Source organism: Kluyvera chengduensis, assembly GCF_044197065.1.
In the GTDB taxonomy this organism is placed as follows: Bacteria; Pseudomonadota; Gammaproteobacteria; order Enterobacterales; family Enterobacteriaceae; genus Kluyvera; species Kluyvera ascorbata_C.
Genome location: NZ_JBIQOI010000009.1, coordinates 14,493 through 29,944, shown reverse-complemented (window position 1 = coordinate 29,944; position 15,452 = coordinate 14,493). Strand labels below are relative to the sequence as shown.

13 protein-coding genes and 1 other annotated feature are annotated in these 15,452 nt (G+C 54.5%); of the genes, 7 read left to right on the top strand and 6 right to left on the bottom strand.

From position 1 onward, the window contains the following. Nucleotides 1-5: 5 nt before the first annotated feature. From tomB to acrA, 3 genes are all read right to left on the bottom strand, one after another. Nucleotides 6-380 carry an Hha toxicity modulator TomB gene (gene tomB, locus ACH1XZ_RS18860; protein ID WP_202216310.1) on the bottom strand — a complete coding sequence of 125 codons (375 nt, stop codon included), beginning with the start codon at nucleotides 378-380 and terminating at the stop codon, nucleotides 6-8. 521 nt (nucleotides 381-901) lie between these two features. Next, the gene (gene acrB, locus ACH1XZ_RS18855) at nucleotides 902-4,048 is read right to left on the bottom strand and encodes a multidrug efflux RND transporter permease subunit AcrB (RefSeq protein ID WP_395596716.1); all 3,147 of its coding nucleotides are present in this window, start codon (nucleotides 4,046-4,048) and stop codon (nucleotides 902-904) included. A 22-nt stretch (nucleotides 4,049-4,070) separates the two neighbouring features. After that, on the bottom strand, nucleotides 4,071-5,267 hold the full coding sequence (gene acrA / locus ACH1XZ_RS18850; RefSeq protein WP_395596715.1) for a multidrug efflux RND transporter periplasmic adaptor subunit AcrA: 1,197 nt from the start codon (nucleotides 5,265-5,267) through the stop codon (nucleotides 4,071-4,073). A 142-nt stretch (nucleotides 5,268-5,409) separates the two neighbouring features. Here acrA and acrR point away from each other — a divergent pair, with 142 nt between their 5' ends. After that, nucleotides 5,410-6,078 carry a multidrug efflux transporter transcriptional repressor AcrR gene (acrR, locus tag ACH1XZ_RS18845; RefSeq protein WP_395596714.1) on the top strand — a complete coding sequence of 223 codons (669 nt, stop codon included), beginning with the start codon at nucleotides 5,410-5,412 and terminating at the stop codon, nucleotides 6,076-6,078. Between the two features lie 102 nt (nucleotides 6,079-6,180). Then, nucleotides 6,181-9,531, top strand: coding sequence for a mechanosensitive channel MscK (gene mscK / locus ACH1XZ_RS18840; protein ID WP_395596713.1), 3,351 nt, complete (start codon nucleotides 6,181-6,183; stop codon nucleotides 9,529-9,531). A 31-nt stretch (nucleotides 9,532-9,562) separates the two neighbouring features. Here mscK and ACH1XZ_RS18835 read toward each other — a convergent pair whose 3' ends face one another. The 3 genes from ACH1XZ_RS18835 to priC all read right to left on the bottom strand — a co-directional run bounded on the left by ACH1XZ_RS18835 (nucleotide 9,563) and on the right by priC (nucleotide 11,279). Next, nucleotides 9,563-10,498, bottom strand: coding sequence for an Rpn family recombination-promoting nuclease/putative transposase (locus ACH1XZ_RS18835; protein ID WP_395596712.1), 936 nt, complete (start codon nucleotides 10,496-10,498; stop codon nucleotides 9,563-9,565). Nucleotides 10,499-10,580: 82 nt separating this feature from the next. Further along, nucleotides 10,581-10,739 (bottom strand): pleiotropic regulatory protein RsmS, encoded by a 159-nt coding sequence (gene rsmS / locus ACH1XZ_RS18830; protein WP_395596711.1) that lies wholly within the window; start codon nucleotides 10,737-10,739, stop codon nucleotides 10,581-10,583. Between the two features lie 12 nt (nucleotides 10,740-10,751). After that, on the bottom strand, nucleotides 10,752-11,279 hold the full coding sequence (priC, locus tag ACH1XZ_RS18825; RefSeq protein WP_395596710.1) for a primosomal replication protein N'': 528 nt from the start codon (nucleotides 11,277-11,279) through the stop codon (nucleotides 10,752-10,754). Nucleotides 11,280-11,346: 67 nt separating this feature from the next. Here priC and ACH1XZ_RS18820 point away from each other — a divergent pair, with 67 nt between their 5' ends. From ACH1XZ_RS18820 to recR, 5 genes are all read left to right on the top strand, one after another. Next, nucleotides 11,347-11,724 (top strand): DUF454 family protein, encoded by a 378-nt coding sequence (locus ACH1XZ_RS18820; RefSeq protein WP_123650035.1) that lies wholly within the window; start codon nucleotides 11,347-11,349, stop codon nucleotides 11,722-11,724. A gap of 149 nt (nucleotides 11,725-11,873) precedes the next feature. Beyond that, nucleotides 11,874-12,425, top strand: coding sequence for an adenine phosphoribosyltransferase (apt, locus tag ACH1XZ_RS18815; protein ID WP_035891847.1), 552 nt, complete (start codon nucleotides 11,874-11,876; stop codon nucleotides 12,423-12,425). 92 nt (nucleotides 12,426-12,517) lie between these two features. Further along, a complete protein-coding gene (dnaX, locus tag ACH1XZ_RS18810; RefSeq protein ID WP_395596709.1) occupies nucleotides 12,518-14,455 on the top strand; it encodes a DNA polymerase III subunit gamma/tau in 1,938 nt (645 codons plus the stop codon). Continuing rightward, nucleotides 13,785-13,849 (top strand) — a sequence feature (DnaX frameshifting element). (Overlaps the previous gene by 65 nt.) A 57-nt stretch (nucleotides 14,456-14,512) precedes the next feature. Beyond that, nucleotides 14,513-14,845, top strand: a complete 333-nt coding sequence (locus ACH1XZ_RS18805; protein WP_052283815.1) for a YbaB/EbfC family nucleoid-associated protein — start codon at nucleotides 14,513-14,515, stop codon at nucleotides 14,843-14,845. After that, nucleotides 14,845-15,450, top strand: coding sequence for a recombination mediator RecR (recR, locus tag ACH1XZ_RS18800; protein WP_035891842.1), 606 nt, complete (start codon nucleotides 14,845-14,847; stop codon nucleotides 15,448-15,450). Before ACH1XZ_RS18805 ends, recR begins: the two co-directional genes overlap by 1 nt. Nucleotides 15,451-15,452: the final 2 nt, after the last annotated feature.

Here is a 15,452-nt window from a genome sequence, read left to right as displayed (position 1 = left end):
TAATTTTAACAAGAAAGGCTAACAGGATTAGCTCGGCTAGCGTTGACGAAACAGCGGAAAAGTTTGTTCCCTGACTTACGCCATTTCTGCAAGTCGCTGCTATTAATGCCGTAGTTACTGAACAACATAAAAGTATCATCCAGATATTCGTCGATCTGTGCAATCAGTTTATTATCGTCGTCATACTTAATTTTATAATTAAGTGCAAACGTTGCAATATGTTCAATCAGCTCATTAAGCTGCAGGTTAACCGCTGAGGTAGGGTCATTCACCCAGCCATGGTTGCTCTCTTCAAGCGTGACAAGACAGTCATGATACAGGGTTTCACAAAGAAACTTAAGCTGTGCGATATCGTGTCTTTTTGGTGAGTATTCGTCCATAACGCATCCCCCTTATCGCAGTTCGAACAACGAGTAAAAAATACCGGTGCGGGATGGGTACTACTGGTTAACCTGAAACATGCACGTGTTCCTGATCTGCTGTAACTATAATCTACTCCGCAAAAGATTTCATCGAGCTATTACGAAAAATTACAATTAAGTCTCAAATGGTTAGTTTTTTTATAAACAACACCCGTCCCAGAAAGGCGTTAATGACTTACGGTCTCATACTTTAGTTTGATAAAGATAGCATTCAAAGAGTTAGACCGCGAAAACGGCGCTTTCGTGCGCTTAATAATCATAGGAATATTCTTAATTTGCTTCCATTCTGAGCTCCTATTGGGATTATTCGAAATTACTTAAAGATAAATCTCAATTAAATCGGAAAGGTAAGGGTATTTAAATTTCGTTTGATAAAAGGTATCAATGGTTTTTGTGAGTGGTTAAAAAATAAACATCATGCAAGATGAATGACGGGAATAAAAAAGGGCCGCAGCTGCGGCCCTTTCGTTAGCATAGCTTTAGTGATGCTCTACCTTATGGCTGTGCTCGAGGTCTTCGTTTTTACGACTGAAACGACGACGTACAACCACGAAGAACACCGGTACAAAGAAGATAGCCAGAACGGTTGCTGTCACCATCCCGCCCATTACGCCGGTACCAACGGCGTTCTGTGCACCGGAGCCTGCACCAGAGCTGATAACCAGCGGCATAACGCCGAGGATAAACGCCAGTGAGGTCATCAGGATTGGACGCAGACGCATACGTACGGCTTCCAGCGTCGCTTCAATCAGCCCTTTGCCTTCTTTGTCCATCAGGTCTTTGGCGAATTCAACGATTAATATCGCGTTCTTCGCCGACAGGCCAATGGTGGTCAACAGGCCCACCTGGAAGTACACGTCGTTCGTTAACCCGCGAAGCGTTGCCGCCAGCAGCGCACCAACAACCCCCAGTGGCACCACCAGCATGACCGAGAACGGAATAGACCAGCTCTCATACAGCGCTGCCAGACACAGGAAGACGACAATCAGCGAGATGGCGTACAGGGCAGGGGCCTGGTTACCGGACAGACGTTCCTGGTAGGACATGCCCGTCCAGTCGTAGCCGATACCCGCAGGCAGTTTGCCCGCCAGTTCTTCCATCAGGTTCATGGCTTCACCGGTACTCTTACCTTCAGCTGCCTGACCCAGGATTTCCATGGATGGCAAACCGTTGTAACGTTCCAGACGCGGTGAACCGTATTCCCAACGTGAGGTAGAGAATGCGGAGAACGGTACCATCTGACCATCGCTACCGCGGACGTACCATTTGCCGATATCTTCCGGCAGCATACGGTATTTCGCTTCGGACATCAGGTACACCTTCTTCACACGACCGCGGTCGATGAAGTCGTTGACGTAGCTACCACCCCAGGCGGAACCCAGCGTGGTGTTGATGTCGCTGATGGAAACACCCAGCGCCTGCGCTTTTTCCTGGTCGATATCAACTTTGAACTGCGGCGTATCTTCCAGACCGTTAGGACGCACACCGGTCAGCACGTCAGGGTGCTGGGCGATCATCCCGAACAGTTGGTTACGCGCCTGGGTCAGTTTTTCGTGGCCCAGACCCGCCTGGTCGATCAGCTGGAAGTCGAAGCCGGTAGCGGTACCCAGTTCCACGATAGCTGGCAGGTTAAAGGCGAACACCATCGCATCTTTAATCGTCGAGAAGTAGCCCATCGCACGGCCGGTAATCGCTTCAACTTTGTTTTCCGCACCCGGACGTTCACTCCAGTCTTTCAGCGACACGAAGGCGATACCGGTGTTCTGGCCGCGACCCGCGAAGCCGAAGCCGTTTACGGCAAAGACGGATTCAACGTTGTTCTTCTCTTTGGTGAGATAGTAGTTGGTCATCTCATCCAGCACTTTCTGCGTACGTTCCTGGGTCGCACCAGCAGGCAGCTGCGCCATGCTCAGGAATACGCCCTGGTCTTCGTCCGGTAAGAAGGAGCTTGGCAGACGTACGAACAGGTATGCCATGCCCACAACGATGATCAGATACAGCAGCAGATAACGACCGGTGCTGCGCAGAATGTTGCCTACGCTATCGGTGTAATGGTGCGTGCTCTTCTCGAACATGTTGTTGAACCAGCCGAAGAAGCCTTTGGTAGAACCGTGGCTGCCTTTGGCGATTGGCTTCAGCATGGTGGCGCATAGTGCCGGCGTCAGGATCAATGCTACCAGTACCGATAGCGCCATCGCGGAAACGATGGTGATGGAGAACTGACGATAAATTGCCCCGGTAGAACCACCAAAGAAGGCCATCGGGATAAATACCGCTGACAGTACCATCGCGATACCGACCAGTGCGCCCTGAATCTGGCCCATGGACTTACGCGTGGCTTCTTTCGGCGGTAGCCCCTCTTCGGCCATCACACGCTCGACGTTCTCGACCACCACGATGGCGTCATCCACCAGAAGGCCGATGGCGAGCACCATCCCGAACATCGTTAGGGTGTTTATCGAGAAGCCAAACGCGGCAAGTACCGCAAAGGTCCCGAGCAGTACCACCGGCACCGCGATCGTTGGAATCAACGTCGCGCGGAAGTTCTGCAGGAACAGGTACATGACCAGGAACACCAGGATGATCGCTTCGACCAGCGTTTTCACCACTTCATGAATCGAGATCTTAACGAACGGCGTGGTGTCGTATGGGTAAACGATTTTCAGGCCTGACGGGAAGAACGGCTCCATTTTCGCCAATTCAGCGCGAATAGCATTCGCGGTGTCCAGGGCGTTTGCGCCGGTTGCCAGTTTAATACCCAGACCGGAAGCCGGCTGACCGTTAAACTTCGCCACTACGTCATAGCTTTCGCCGCCGAGTTCAATCTTCGCCACGTCGCGCAGGCGAACCTGCGAACCGTCCTGGTTAACCTTCAGCAGAATGTTGCCAAACTCTTCGGTATTCGTCAGACGGGTCTGTGCCACGATAGAAGCGTTCAGCTGCTGGCCAGGTACAGGCGGCGTACCACCTAACTGACCTGCCGCTACCTGGGCGTTCTGTGCTTTCAGGGCGCTGATCACATCAACCGGCGTCAACTGGAAGTTGTTCAGTTTGTTCGGGTCCATCCAGATACGCATAGCGTACTGGGAACCGAACAGCTGAACGTCGCCCACGCCGCTTGTACGGCTGATGGCGTCCTTCATGTTGGCCGCCACGTAGTCCGAAATATCGTCCTGGTTCATGGTGCCGTTGGTGTTGATTACACCAACAACCATCAGGAAGCTGCTGGAGGCTTTTTCAACGCTGATACCCTGCTGCTGAACTTCCTGCGGCAGAAGCGGCGTCGCCAGCGCGAGCTTGTTCTGTACCTGTACCTGAGCGATGTCCGGATCGGTACCGGATTCGAAGGTCAGGGTAATGGTTGCGGTACCGGTGGAGTCGCCGTTGGAGGACATGTACATCAGGTGATCGATACCGTTCATGTTCTGTTCGATAACCTGAGTTACTGTGTTCTGCACCGTTTCGGCGTCAGCACCGGGGTACATGGCCGTGATCGAAATCGCAGGCGGCGCAATCGTCGGATATTGCGCTACCGGCAATTTGAGGATCGATAGCCCCCCAGCCAGCATGATAATAATGGCGATCACCCATGCAAATATGGGGCGATCGATAAAGAAATTAGGCATGTCTTAACGGCTCCTGTTTAAGTTAAGACTTGGTTTGTTCTGACTGAGCGGCGCCAGCGGCAGCTTGCTGTTTATCGTCAGAAGTGACTTCCTGGGCTTTAACCTGCACGCCCGGTTTCACTTTTTGCAGACCGCTAATAATCACGCGATCGCCGTCTTTCAAACCATCTGTCACCAGCCACTTGTCACCAATCGCCTGACTTGCAACGATCTGACGAACTTCGACTTTATCGCCTTCACCCACAACCATTGCGCTCGCATCGCCACGCGGCGTACGGGTCACACCCTGCTGAGGAACCAGCAGCGCGGTTGGGTTGGTCCCTTCTTCCAGACGTGCGCGAACAAACATGCCCGGCAGCAGAGAATGGTCAGGGTTAGGGAAGATGGCGCGCAGCGTGATAGAACCGGTGGTCTGGTCAACGGTGACATCAGAGAATTCTAATGTCCCGCTCTGCGGGTACTTGATACCGTCGTTGGTGACCAGATCCACTTTCGCTTTACCGTTTTCCTGTTTCAGTTTGCCGTCAGCCAGTTCCTGCTTCAGACGCAGGAAATCATTGCTGGACTGGGTCACATCAACATAGATAGGGTCGAGCTGCTGAACGGTAGCCAGTGCGGTCGCTTGACCGTTTTGGACCAGCGCCCCTTCGGTGACCGCAGATTTACCAATGCGCCCGCTGATAGGCGAGGTCACTTTGGTGTAGGCCAGGTTGATTCGCGCGGTTTCAACGGCAGCTTTTGCGGCCAGAACGGCAGCGTTAGCCTGCTGTGCATCCGCAACGGCAGTATCGTAATCCTGACGGCTGATGTACTGAGTACCCAGCAGTTTGGAGTAACGATTCACGGTCAGTTTGGCGATATTGGCAGCCGCTTCCGCTTTCGCTAAGTCGCCTTTCGCGCTTTCGTAAGAGGCTTGATAGGTTGCCGGATCAATCTGATAAAGCGACTCACCCGCCTTGATGTCGCCACCTTCGATAAAGTTGCGCTTCAGAATAATCCCGCTGACCTGCGGGCGAACTTCTGCGACACGATAGGCGTTGGTGCGGCCTGGCAGTTCCGTCGTGATTACAAGAGGTTCAGATTTGAGCGTCACCACGCCAACTTCTGGCATGTGTTGTGCTCCTTGCTGAGCTGGTTTGTCGTCACATCCTGTTAGCGCTAAGCTGCCTGAGAGCATCAGAACGACCGCCAGAGGCGTTAACCCTCTGTTTTTGTTCATATGTAAACCTCGAGTGTCCGATTTCAAATTGATCAATGGAACAAGCGTCCACAAACCCATTGCTGCGTTTGTATTATCGTCATACTATGGTACATACATTCATAAATGTATGTAAATCTAACCCCTGCAAATTCACCGACCTATGGCACGAAAAACCAAAGAAGAAGCGCTGGCTACGCGTCAGCACATACTGGATGTCGCCCTACGGTTGTTCTCACAGCAGGGGGTATCATCCACCTCACTCGCCGAGATTGCAAAAGCGGCGGGGGTGACGCGCGGCGCAATTTACTGGCATTTTAAGGATAAGTCGGATCTCTTTAATGAAATCTGGGCCTTATCAGAGTCCAGCATTGGCGATCTTGAAATTGAGTATCGGGCAAAATTCCCCGGTGATCCACTCTCAGTTTTGAGAGAAATCCTCGTTTACATTCTAGTTGCCACAGTTATCGAAGAGCGCCGACGATTGATGATGGAAATCATTTTTCACAAATGTGAGTTTGTCGGTGAAATGGCTGTAGTGCAACAGGCCCAGCGTAATTTATGTTTAGAAAGTTACGATAGAATTGAACAGACGTTAAATGACTGTGTCACAGCGAAAGTTTTACCGGCAAATTTGTTAAGCCGCCGGGCGGCAATCTTAACCCGCAGCTATATCTCGGGGCTAATGGAAAACTGGTTGTTTGCGCCGAACTCTTTCGACCTGCGGGCCGAGGCGGAGTCCTACGTGGCTATTCTGCTTGAGATGTACCAATTTTGCCCAACGTTACGCGGCGAAAAAGACCTCCCTTCCTCTAAGGATTACCAGGAATAATCCTGGTTGCTCCGGCTATTCGCCTGTTGCCAGAAGTGCTATTCTGCGCAGGTATTTATCTCCGGCACGCCGCCGGCTTTAGCCACCACACATGTTAAGATTATGCTGCATAACATCCGCCCTCGGGCCACGATCTCTGCATTCCTCATTATTGCTGTCTGTTTTGTGCTGTCTATCGCCGCGGTTCAAGCCCGCGCGCTGAACGGCACCGATATTCCTGACCGTACAGACGTTCAGGATCAGCTTAACGCGCTGAACAATAAAAAAGACCTGACCCCTCAGGAGAAGCTGGTTCAGCAGGATCTGACGGAAACGCTGCAGCTGCTCGATAAAATCGACAGCGTTAAGGCTGAAAGCACTCAACTACAAAAACAGATTGAACAGGCGCCCATTAAGCTGCGCCAGGCCACCGACAACCTGAATGATATCAGCGATGTTGATAACGATGATGAGACGCGTAAAACGCTGAGCACGCTTTCGCTGCGCCAGCTTGAAGCCCGCGTGTCGCAGGCGGTGGACGATTTACAGAATGCGCAAAACGACTTGGCCACCTATAACAGCCAGCTCGTCTCCCTGCAAACCCAGCCTGAGCGCGTGCAAAACGCGATGAACTCTGCCTCTCAGCAATTGCTACAGGTGCGTAACAGCCTGAATGCCAGTACCGTCGGCGACGGTCTGCGTCCTACCCAGCAGACCATGCTGCAGGTGCAAAAAACGCTGCTTGACGCTGAGATAGAGCTTCAGCGTAAGAGCCTGGCCGGCAACACCGTATTGCAGGACTCACTGCAGAAGCAGCGCGACTACGTGACGGCCTACAGCACCCGGCTTGAGCATCAGCTTCAGCTGTTGCAGGAAGCGGTCAACAGTAAGCGCCTGATGCTGTCGGAAAAAACCGCCGCCGAGAACGCTTCCCCGGAAGAGACTGCCCGCATTCAGGGTAACCCGCTGGTGAAGCAGGAGCTCGAAATTAACCATCAGTTGAGCCAGAAACTGATTACCGCAACGGAAAGCGGTAACCAACTGGTGCAACAGAATATCAGGGTGAAAACCTGGCTTGACCGCGCGCTGCAGTCTGAGCGTAACGTCAAAGAGCAGATTGCGGTGCTGAAGGGCAGCCTGCTGTTGTCGCGTATTCTTTATCAGCAGCAGCAGACGCTACCGTCTGCGGATGAACTGGAGGATATGACCACCCGCATCGCCGACCTGCGCCTTGAGCAGTTCGAGATTAACCAGCAGCGCGATACCCTGTTCCAGAGCGACGATTTTGTCGCCAAGCTGGAAGAGGGGCATAGCAGTGAAGTCGACAGCGAAGTGCACGATGCGCTGCTGCAAATCGTCGACGCGCGCCGCGAAATGCTGGATCTGATTAACAAACAGCTGGGTAACCAGCTGATGATGGCTATCAACCTGCAGATTAACCAGCAGCAGTTGATGAGCGTCTCCAAAAGCCTGAAATCGATTCTGACCCAGCAAATTTTCTGGGTAAACAGCAACAAGCCAATGGACTGGGATTGGATTAAATCTTTCCCGGAAGCGCTCAAAAACCAGTTCAAGTCGATGAAAATCACCGTGAACTGGGAGAAAGCGTGGCCGGCAGTGTTTATTGCCTTCCTCGCGGGGCTTCCGCTGCTGCTGATTGCCGGGCTGATTCGCTGGCGGCTCCAGTGGTTGCGTAACTACCAGGACAAGCTCGGCGATCAGGTCGGCAATCTGCGTAACGACAGTCAGCTGCATACGCCGAAAGCCATTCTCATCGATCTCATCCGCGCGCTTCCGGTGGTGCTGGTCATTCTGGCGATTGGCCTGATCCTGCTGACCATGCAGCTTAACATCAGCGCGCTGCTGTGGGCCTTCAGCAAAAAACTGGCTATCTTCTGGCTGGTATTTGGCTTGTGCTGGAAAGTGCTGGAGAAAAACGGCGTGGCCGTGCGCCACTTTAATATGCCGGAACAGCTGACCAGCCATTGGCGTCGACAGATCGTGCGTATTAGCCTCGCGCTGCTGCCGCTACACTTCTGGTCTGTGGTGTCTGAACTCTCTCCGCTTAACCTGATGGATGATGTGCTGGGGCAGTTCGTTATCCTGCTCAATTTGTTGGTTATTGCCGTGCTGACGTGGCCGATGTGCCGTGAAAGCTGGCGCGATAAAGAGTCACACAGCTTGCGTCTGCTCACGGTGACGGTGTTGTCGCTGGTGCCGCTCGGCCTGATGGTGCTGACCGCAACGGGGTATTTCTACACCACGCTGCGTCTCTCTGGCCGCTGGATTGAAACCGTTTATCTGGTTATTTTCTGGAACCTGCTGTACCAGACGGTGCTGCGCGGTCTGAGCGTCGCGGCGCGCCGTATTGCCTATCGTCGCGCGGTTGCTCGCCGCCAGAATCTGGTGAAAGAGGGGGCTGAAGGGGCCGAACCGCAGGAAGAACCGACGATTGCGCTGGAGCAAATCAACCAGCAAACGCTGCGCATTACCATGCTGGTGATGGTGGCGCTGTTTGGCGTGATGTTCTGGGCTATCTGGTCTGACTTAATTACCGTGTTCAGCTACCTCGATAGCATTACGCTCTGGCACTACAACGGCACCGAAGCGGGCGCCAGCGTGGTGAAAGATGTCACCATGGGCAGCCTGCTGTTTGCCATTATCGCTTCGATGGTGGCCTGGGCGCTGATTCGCAACTTACCGGGTCTGCTGGAAGTGCTGGTGCTTTCACGGCTCAATATGCGCCAGGGGGCTTCGTACGCGATTACCACGATTCTGAACTACGCGATTATCGCCGTGGGTGCGATGACCGTGTTTGGTTCGCTCGGGGTATCGTGGGATAAATTGCAGTGGCTCGCCGCCGCGCTGTCGGTCGGTCTGGGTTTTGGTTTACAGGAAATCTTCGGGAACTTCGTTTCTGGCCTGATTATTCTGTTCGAACGCCCGGTGCGTATTGGCGATACGGTGACCATTGGTACCTTCTCGGGGACGGTCAGCAAGATTCGTATCCGTGCGACCACTATTACCGACTTTGACCGTAAAGAGGTCATTATCCCGAACAAAGCGTTTGTGACCGAGCGCCTGATCAACTGGTCACTGAGCGATACCACGACACGCGTTGTGATTCGCCTTGGCGTGGCCTATGGCTCCGACCTCGATAAGGTGAAAAAAGTGCTGCTGCAGGCAGCGACCAGCCACCCGAAAGTGATGCATGACCCGGAACCGTCGGTCTTCTTCACCACGTTTGGCGCCAGCACGCTGGATCACGAACTGCGCCTGTACGTGCGTGAGCTGCGTGACCGTAGCTATACCGTGGATGAACTGAACCGCACTATCGATCGTCTGTGCCGCGAAAACGACATCAATATCGCCTTCAACCAGCTCGAAGTGCATCTGCACAATGAGAAGGGGGATGTGGTGACGGAAGTGAAGCGTGACGGTAAAACCGATGGCCAGGATCTGGTTGTGGATTAAGACTGAAGAGGGCGGCGAAAGCCGCCCTTATTTATTCCGTTTTTGCCGCCAGGTCGTCTTCGCTTAACCCGGTAAGCTGCTGAACTAACGTGGCAGTCAGCCCGGCGTTGAGCATATTCAGCGCAATTTTTTGCGCTTCATCGCGACGCCCCAGTGCTTCTCCTTGCTCTATTCCTTGTTCTAATCCCTGAACAATGCCTTTCTTTCGTCCCTCTTCGGCCAACCATTCGGCGATGGTCATCAGCTGCTCCTTATGCTGTGGTGAATATTGCGCCAATGTGCAGAGTAACGCTTCCGGATGAGATGTACTACCCGCTTGTAGCATATAGGTGAGCAGCGCCTCGGGCTGTGACGGCGTGAGCCAATTCTCTATCAGCAAAGCCCCCAGTTGTTCTTGCAAAGAAGCCAGGTCACGCTGGCGAATATGCTTAAACAGCAGCTCCAGCATGGCCATGCGCTGGTGAGCCATGATCTCGCTATCGGGCATCACGGTGATGTCAACGAGAGGAAAGTCCTCTGTGTACAGGCGGTGCGCCAGCGCGGCGTTGTCGAACAATTCAAGCCAGTTCATACGGTATGGCCAGGGGCTGACGCTGCCGTGATAAAACAGCATCGGAATGATTAACGGTAGCGTGCTGTGGCCTGCGTCGAGATGCTGCTGTATGGCAGAGAGCGTATAGCGCATCAGACGAAAGGGCATCAGTTTATCCGGTGTGCTTTGATGCTCAATCAGCACATAGATATAGCCGGGTCCATCGCGAGTTTGCAGCGAGTAGAGGATATCGGAATAGCTGGCGCGCAGATTTTCTTCGACAAAGCTGCCAGAGGCCAGCTGCAGCGTTTCAAGTTTGCACTGTGCCAGCAGTTCACCAGGAAGGTGAGCCTGTAAGAAATCCCTCGCTATCGCTTTATGGCGTAAAAACTGCTTAAAAATGGCGTCGTGTGGCGTTGCCGAATAGATATTCATGATGTTCCGTCATCGGGTTTCCTGAGCGAGGTGAAGAATGTGCCACAGGCGATGACGGTGATGCTGCCGATGATTTGACGCTCTACGCGTCATCTTCCACGTTTTTTAACTTGTTGATGTAATCTTTGCGCACCATCTCCAGCGCGCTCAGCACAATTTCCGGCGCAATTTCATTGCTCTCCAGCAGCTCAATCAGATCCACCGCCAGTTTGACATCATCCGGGGCGCTTTCCAGTGACATAGCTTCTCCTTGTCAGCGCGTCATGCGCGCCAGTATGCGTTCAATATCTTCCAGCGCCTGGCGGCAGCGGCTGAGGCGGCCATCAAAGGCGGTGATTTCGCGGGCCAGACGCTGCTGGTCTTCAAGCGTCGTCGCCTGCAGATACTGCTGTTGACGCTGCTGCTTCATTTCCAGCAGACGACGTTCAAAATCCTGTGTTTCCAGCCGCTTACGCTGCCAGCGACGCAGTCCGGGCGAAGGGCTATCCCAGACGCGTAGCGACCAGGCCTCGCTCTCGCGGCTGATCGCTTCAATCTGCGCCGCCAGCCGCTCAGCAAGCCAGGCCACCTGCGGCAATTGCTGTTGCTCAACGGCGTGTTTGAGTTCTTCAAGATGAACGTGTGCTTCATCGAGATAGGCCTGCATTTTCGTACTGCGCGTCTGGAAGAGCTGGCGGTCAAAGCGCGCGCTCAGCGTGGCATGCGCGGCAAGCGGCGCAATGCGCGTCTGAAGCCGGGCAAGCTGTTGTTCCAGCGTTTGTAAAAGCTGCGCCGTTTTCACCGGATTCTCCCCTTGATGGTTATCGGCTATGCTAGAGTAGCAGACCCATTTGATAACGATTCGCATTATGCAGCGTACTATTTTAATCATTATTGGCTGGTTGGCGGTAGTCCTTGGCACCATTGGCGTGGTATTGCCGCTGCTGCCGACGACGCCGTTTATTCTGCTCGCCGCTTGGTGTTTTGCGCGCTCTTCGCCACGCTTTCATCACTGGCTGCTGTATCGTTCCTGGTTTGGCGGCTATTTACGCCACTGGCAGCGCTATAAAGCTATGCCGCCGGGGGCTAAACCACGGGCGATTATCGTGATTTTACTGACCTTTGGCGTTTCGCTGTGGCTGGTCAATATGCTGTGGGTACGGCTGCTGCTGCTGGCGATTCTGTGTGGATTGTTGGTTTTCCTCTGGCGCATTCCGGTGGTTGATGCAGAACAACAAAACGGATGAACCGCATTTATGGTGTTGCAATTCTACGAATGAGCCAGTAAATTCTGGCGTTTTCGAGCACAGGCGCGCCCGGTTAAAAGTTAACCAATTGTGACTTTTAGCCCGTTTTGCTCGCCTTGAGTAACACCGTTTCAATTAGGCACAAACCTATGACCGCAACTGCACAGCAGCTTGAATATCTGAAGAACAGCATCCAGAGCATCCAGGACTATCCAAAACCTGGTATTCTTTTCCGCGATGTCACCAGCTTACTGGAAGACCCGAAAGCCTACGCGCTCAGCATTGAACTGCTGGTCGAGAAGTACAAAGACGCCGGTATCACCAAAGTCGTGGGTACCGAAGCGCGTGGTTTCCTGTTTGGCGCGCCGGTCGCGCTGGCCATGGGCGTAGGTTTTGTCCCGGTGCGTAAACCGCGCAAGCTGCCGCGTGAAACGATCGCCGAAAGCTACGAGCTGGAGTACGGCACCGATCAGCTGGAAATCCACGTTGATGCGATCAAGGCTGGTGATAAAGTGCTGGTGGTCGACGATCTGCTGGCAACCGGCGGGACTATCGAAGCGACGGTTAAACTGATTCGTCGTCTGGGTGGCGAAGTGCACGACGCGGCCTTCATCATCAACCTGTTCGATCTGGGCGGCGAACAGCGCCTGGAAAAACAGGGTATCACCAGCTACAGCCTGGTGAATTTCCCGGGTCACTAAGCATTTCCCGATACATGGCCTCGCCTGCCCGGCGGGGCTGTGATAGCATTACTCCCTCGTGAATCCACCTTCCAGCGTTTCAGAGCCTGCCAATGAGTTATCAGGTCTTAGCCCGAAAATGGCGCCCACAAACCTTTGCTGACGTCGTCGGCCAGGAACATGTGCTGACCGCACTGGCGAACGGCTTATCGTTAGGGCGCATTCATCACGCATACCTTTTTTCCGGCACCCGTGGGGTGGGGAAAACCTCTATCGCCCGTTTGCTGGCGAAGGGGCTTAACTGCGAAACCGGCATTACCGCTACGCCGTGCGGCGTGTGTGATAACTGCCGTGAAATCGAGCAGGGGCGTTTTGTCGATCTGATTGAGATCGATGCCGCCTCGCGAACCAAAGTCGAAGATACCCGTGACCTGCTGGATAACGTCCAGTACGCGCCCGCCCGCGGCCGCTTTAAGGTCTATCTTATCGACGAAGTGCACATGCTCTCCCGTCACAGCTTTAACGCCTTGTTAAAAACGCTGGAGGAGCCGCCTGCGCACGTCAAATTCCTGCTGGCGACCACCGATCCGCAAAAGCTGCCGGTCACCATTTTGTCTCGTTGCCTGCAGTTCCACCTGAAGGCGCTGGACGTTGAACAAATTCGCCATCAGCTTGAGCATATCCTTGATGAAGAACATATCGCCCATGAGCCACGCGCTCTGCAACTGCTGGCGCGCGCGGCGGACGGTAGCCTGCGTGACGCATTAAGCCTTACCGATCAGGCGATTGCCAGCGGTGAAGGCCAGCTTACCACGGCGTCGGTCAGCGAGATGCTCGGCACGTTGGACGACGATCAGGCGCTGTCGCTGATTGAAGCGCTGGTGGCGGCCAACGGCGAGCGGACGATGGAACTGGTCAACGATGCTGCGCTGCGCGGCGTTGACTGGGAAGCGTTGCTGATTGAGATGCAAAGCCTGCTGCACCGTATTGCGATGGTGCAGCTGTCGCCTGCGGCGCTTGGCAGCGATATGGCCGCTGTTGAACAGCGGATGCGTAACCTTGCGCGTACCGTGCCGCCAACCGACGTTCAGCTGTACTATCAGACGATGTTGATTGGCCGCAAAGAGCTGCCGTATGCGCCGGATCGTCGCATGGGCATTGAAATGACGCTGCTGCGCGCGCTGGCGTTCCATCCGAATGCACCGCTGCCGGAGCCGGAAAGGCCCCAGCAGACGTATGCACCGGCTAATGCGCCAATGATGCCACCGCAGCAACAGCAACCGATGCCCGCATCGGCACCAATGACCCCGCCGCCTGCGGCACCGTTACCGGACTCCACCAATCAGGTGCTGGCCGCGCGTCGTCAATTGCAGCAGAGCAATCCGGGAGTAAACACCCCAAAAAAGAGTGAACCGGCAGCCGCTTCCCGCGCGCGGCCGGTGAACAGTGCTGCGCTGGAAAGACTGGCCTCGGTCACCGAACGCGTTCAGGCGCGTCCGGAACCGTCGGCGTTAACCAAGCCGGCAGCGAAAAAAGAGGCTTACCGCTGGAAAGCGACCACGCCTGCTGAAGAAGTCAAAAAAGAAGAAATCGCCACGCCGAAAGCGCTGAAGAAAGCGCTGGAGCATGAGAAAACGCCAGAACTGGCGGCCAAGCTGGCGGCGGAATCTTTAGAACGTGACCCGTGGGCGGCAGAGGTGAGCCAGATGGCGTTACCGAAGCTCGTCGAGCAGGTGGCGCTCAACGCGTGGAAAGAGCAGGACGGTAACGCCGTATGCCTGCATCTGCGCCCAACGCAGCGGCATCTCAATTCGCCCGGCGCGAAGCAAAAGCTGACCGAAGCGTTGAGCACTTTATACGGCGCGCCTGTTGAATTGACCATCGTGGAAGATGATAATCCGGCGGTGCGTACGCCGCTGGAGTGGCGACAGGCCATCTATGAAGAGAAGCTCGCGCAGGCGCGCGAGTCGATTATCGCGGATAATAACATTCAGACGCTGCGCCGATTCTTCGACGCGGACCTGGATGAAGAGAGCATCCGCCCCATTTGACCGCAAGCGCTGCTTACGGTCGTTATTGTTTAACGTGACCTACTGAGAGAGAAGCCTATGTTTGGTGGTAAAGGCGGTCTGGGTAACCTGATGAAACAGGCCCAGCAGATGCAAGACAAAATGCAGAAAATGCAGGAAGAAATCGCCCAGCTGGAAGTAACCGGCGAATCTGGCGCAGGTCTGGTTAAAGTGACCATCAACGGCGCGCACAACTGCCGTCGCGTGGAAATCGATCCAAGCCTGCTGGAAGACGACAAAGACATGCTGGAAGATCTGGTCGCTGCGGCGTTCAACGATGCGGCACGTCGCATTGATGAAACTCAGAAAGAGAAAATGGCCTCTGTATCCTCCGGTATGCAGCTGCCACCAGGCTTCAAGATGCCGTTCTGATGCAAACCAGTCCGCTGTTAACTCAGCTGATGGAAGCGCTGCGCTGTCTGCCGGGCGTTGGCCCGAAGTCGGCGCAGCGCATGGCGTTTACCCTGCTGCAGCGTGACCGCAGCGGCGGGATGCGTCTGGCGCAGGCCTTAACCCGCGCGATGTCGGAAATCGGCCACTGTGCCGATTGCCGCACCTTCACCGAGCAGGAAGTGTGCAACATCTGCTCGAACCCGCGTCGCCAGGAAAACGGCCAAATCTGCGTGGTGGAGAGTCCTGCGGACATCTACGCCATTGAGCAGACCGGGCAGTTCTCCGGCCGCTACTTCGTGCTGATGGGCCACCTGTCGCCGTTAGACGGTATCGGCCCGGACGATATCGGACTTGACCGCCTTGAGCAGCGTCTGGAAACGGAGCAGCTGACGGAAATTATTCTCGCCACCAACCCAACGGTGGAAGGGGAAGCCACGGCCAACTATATCGCCGAACTTTGCGCGCAATATGGCGTAGAAGCTAGCCGTATCGCCCACGGCGTGCCGGTAGGCGGTGAGCTGGAAATGGTCGACGGCACTACGCTGTCACACTCGCTGGCCGGTCGCCATAAGATTCGTTTTTAATC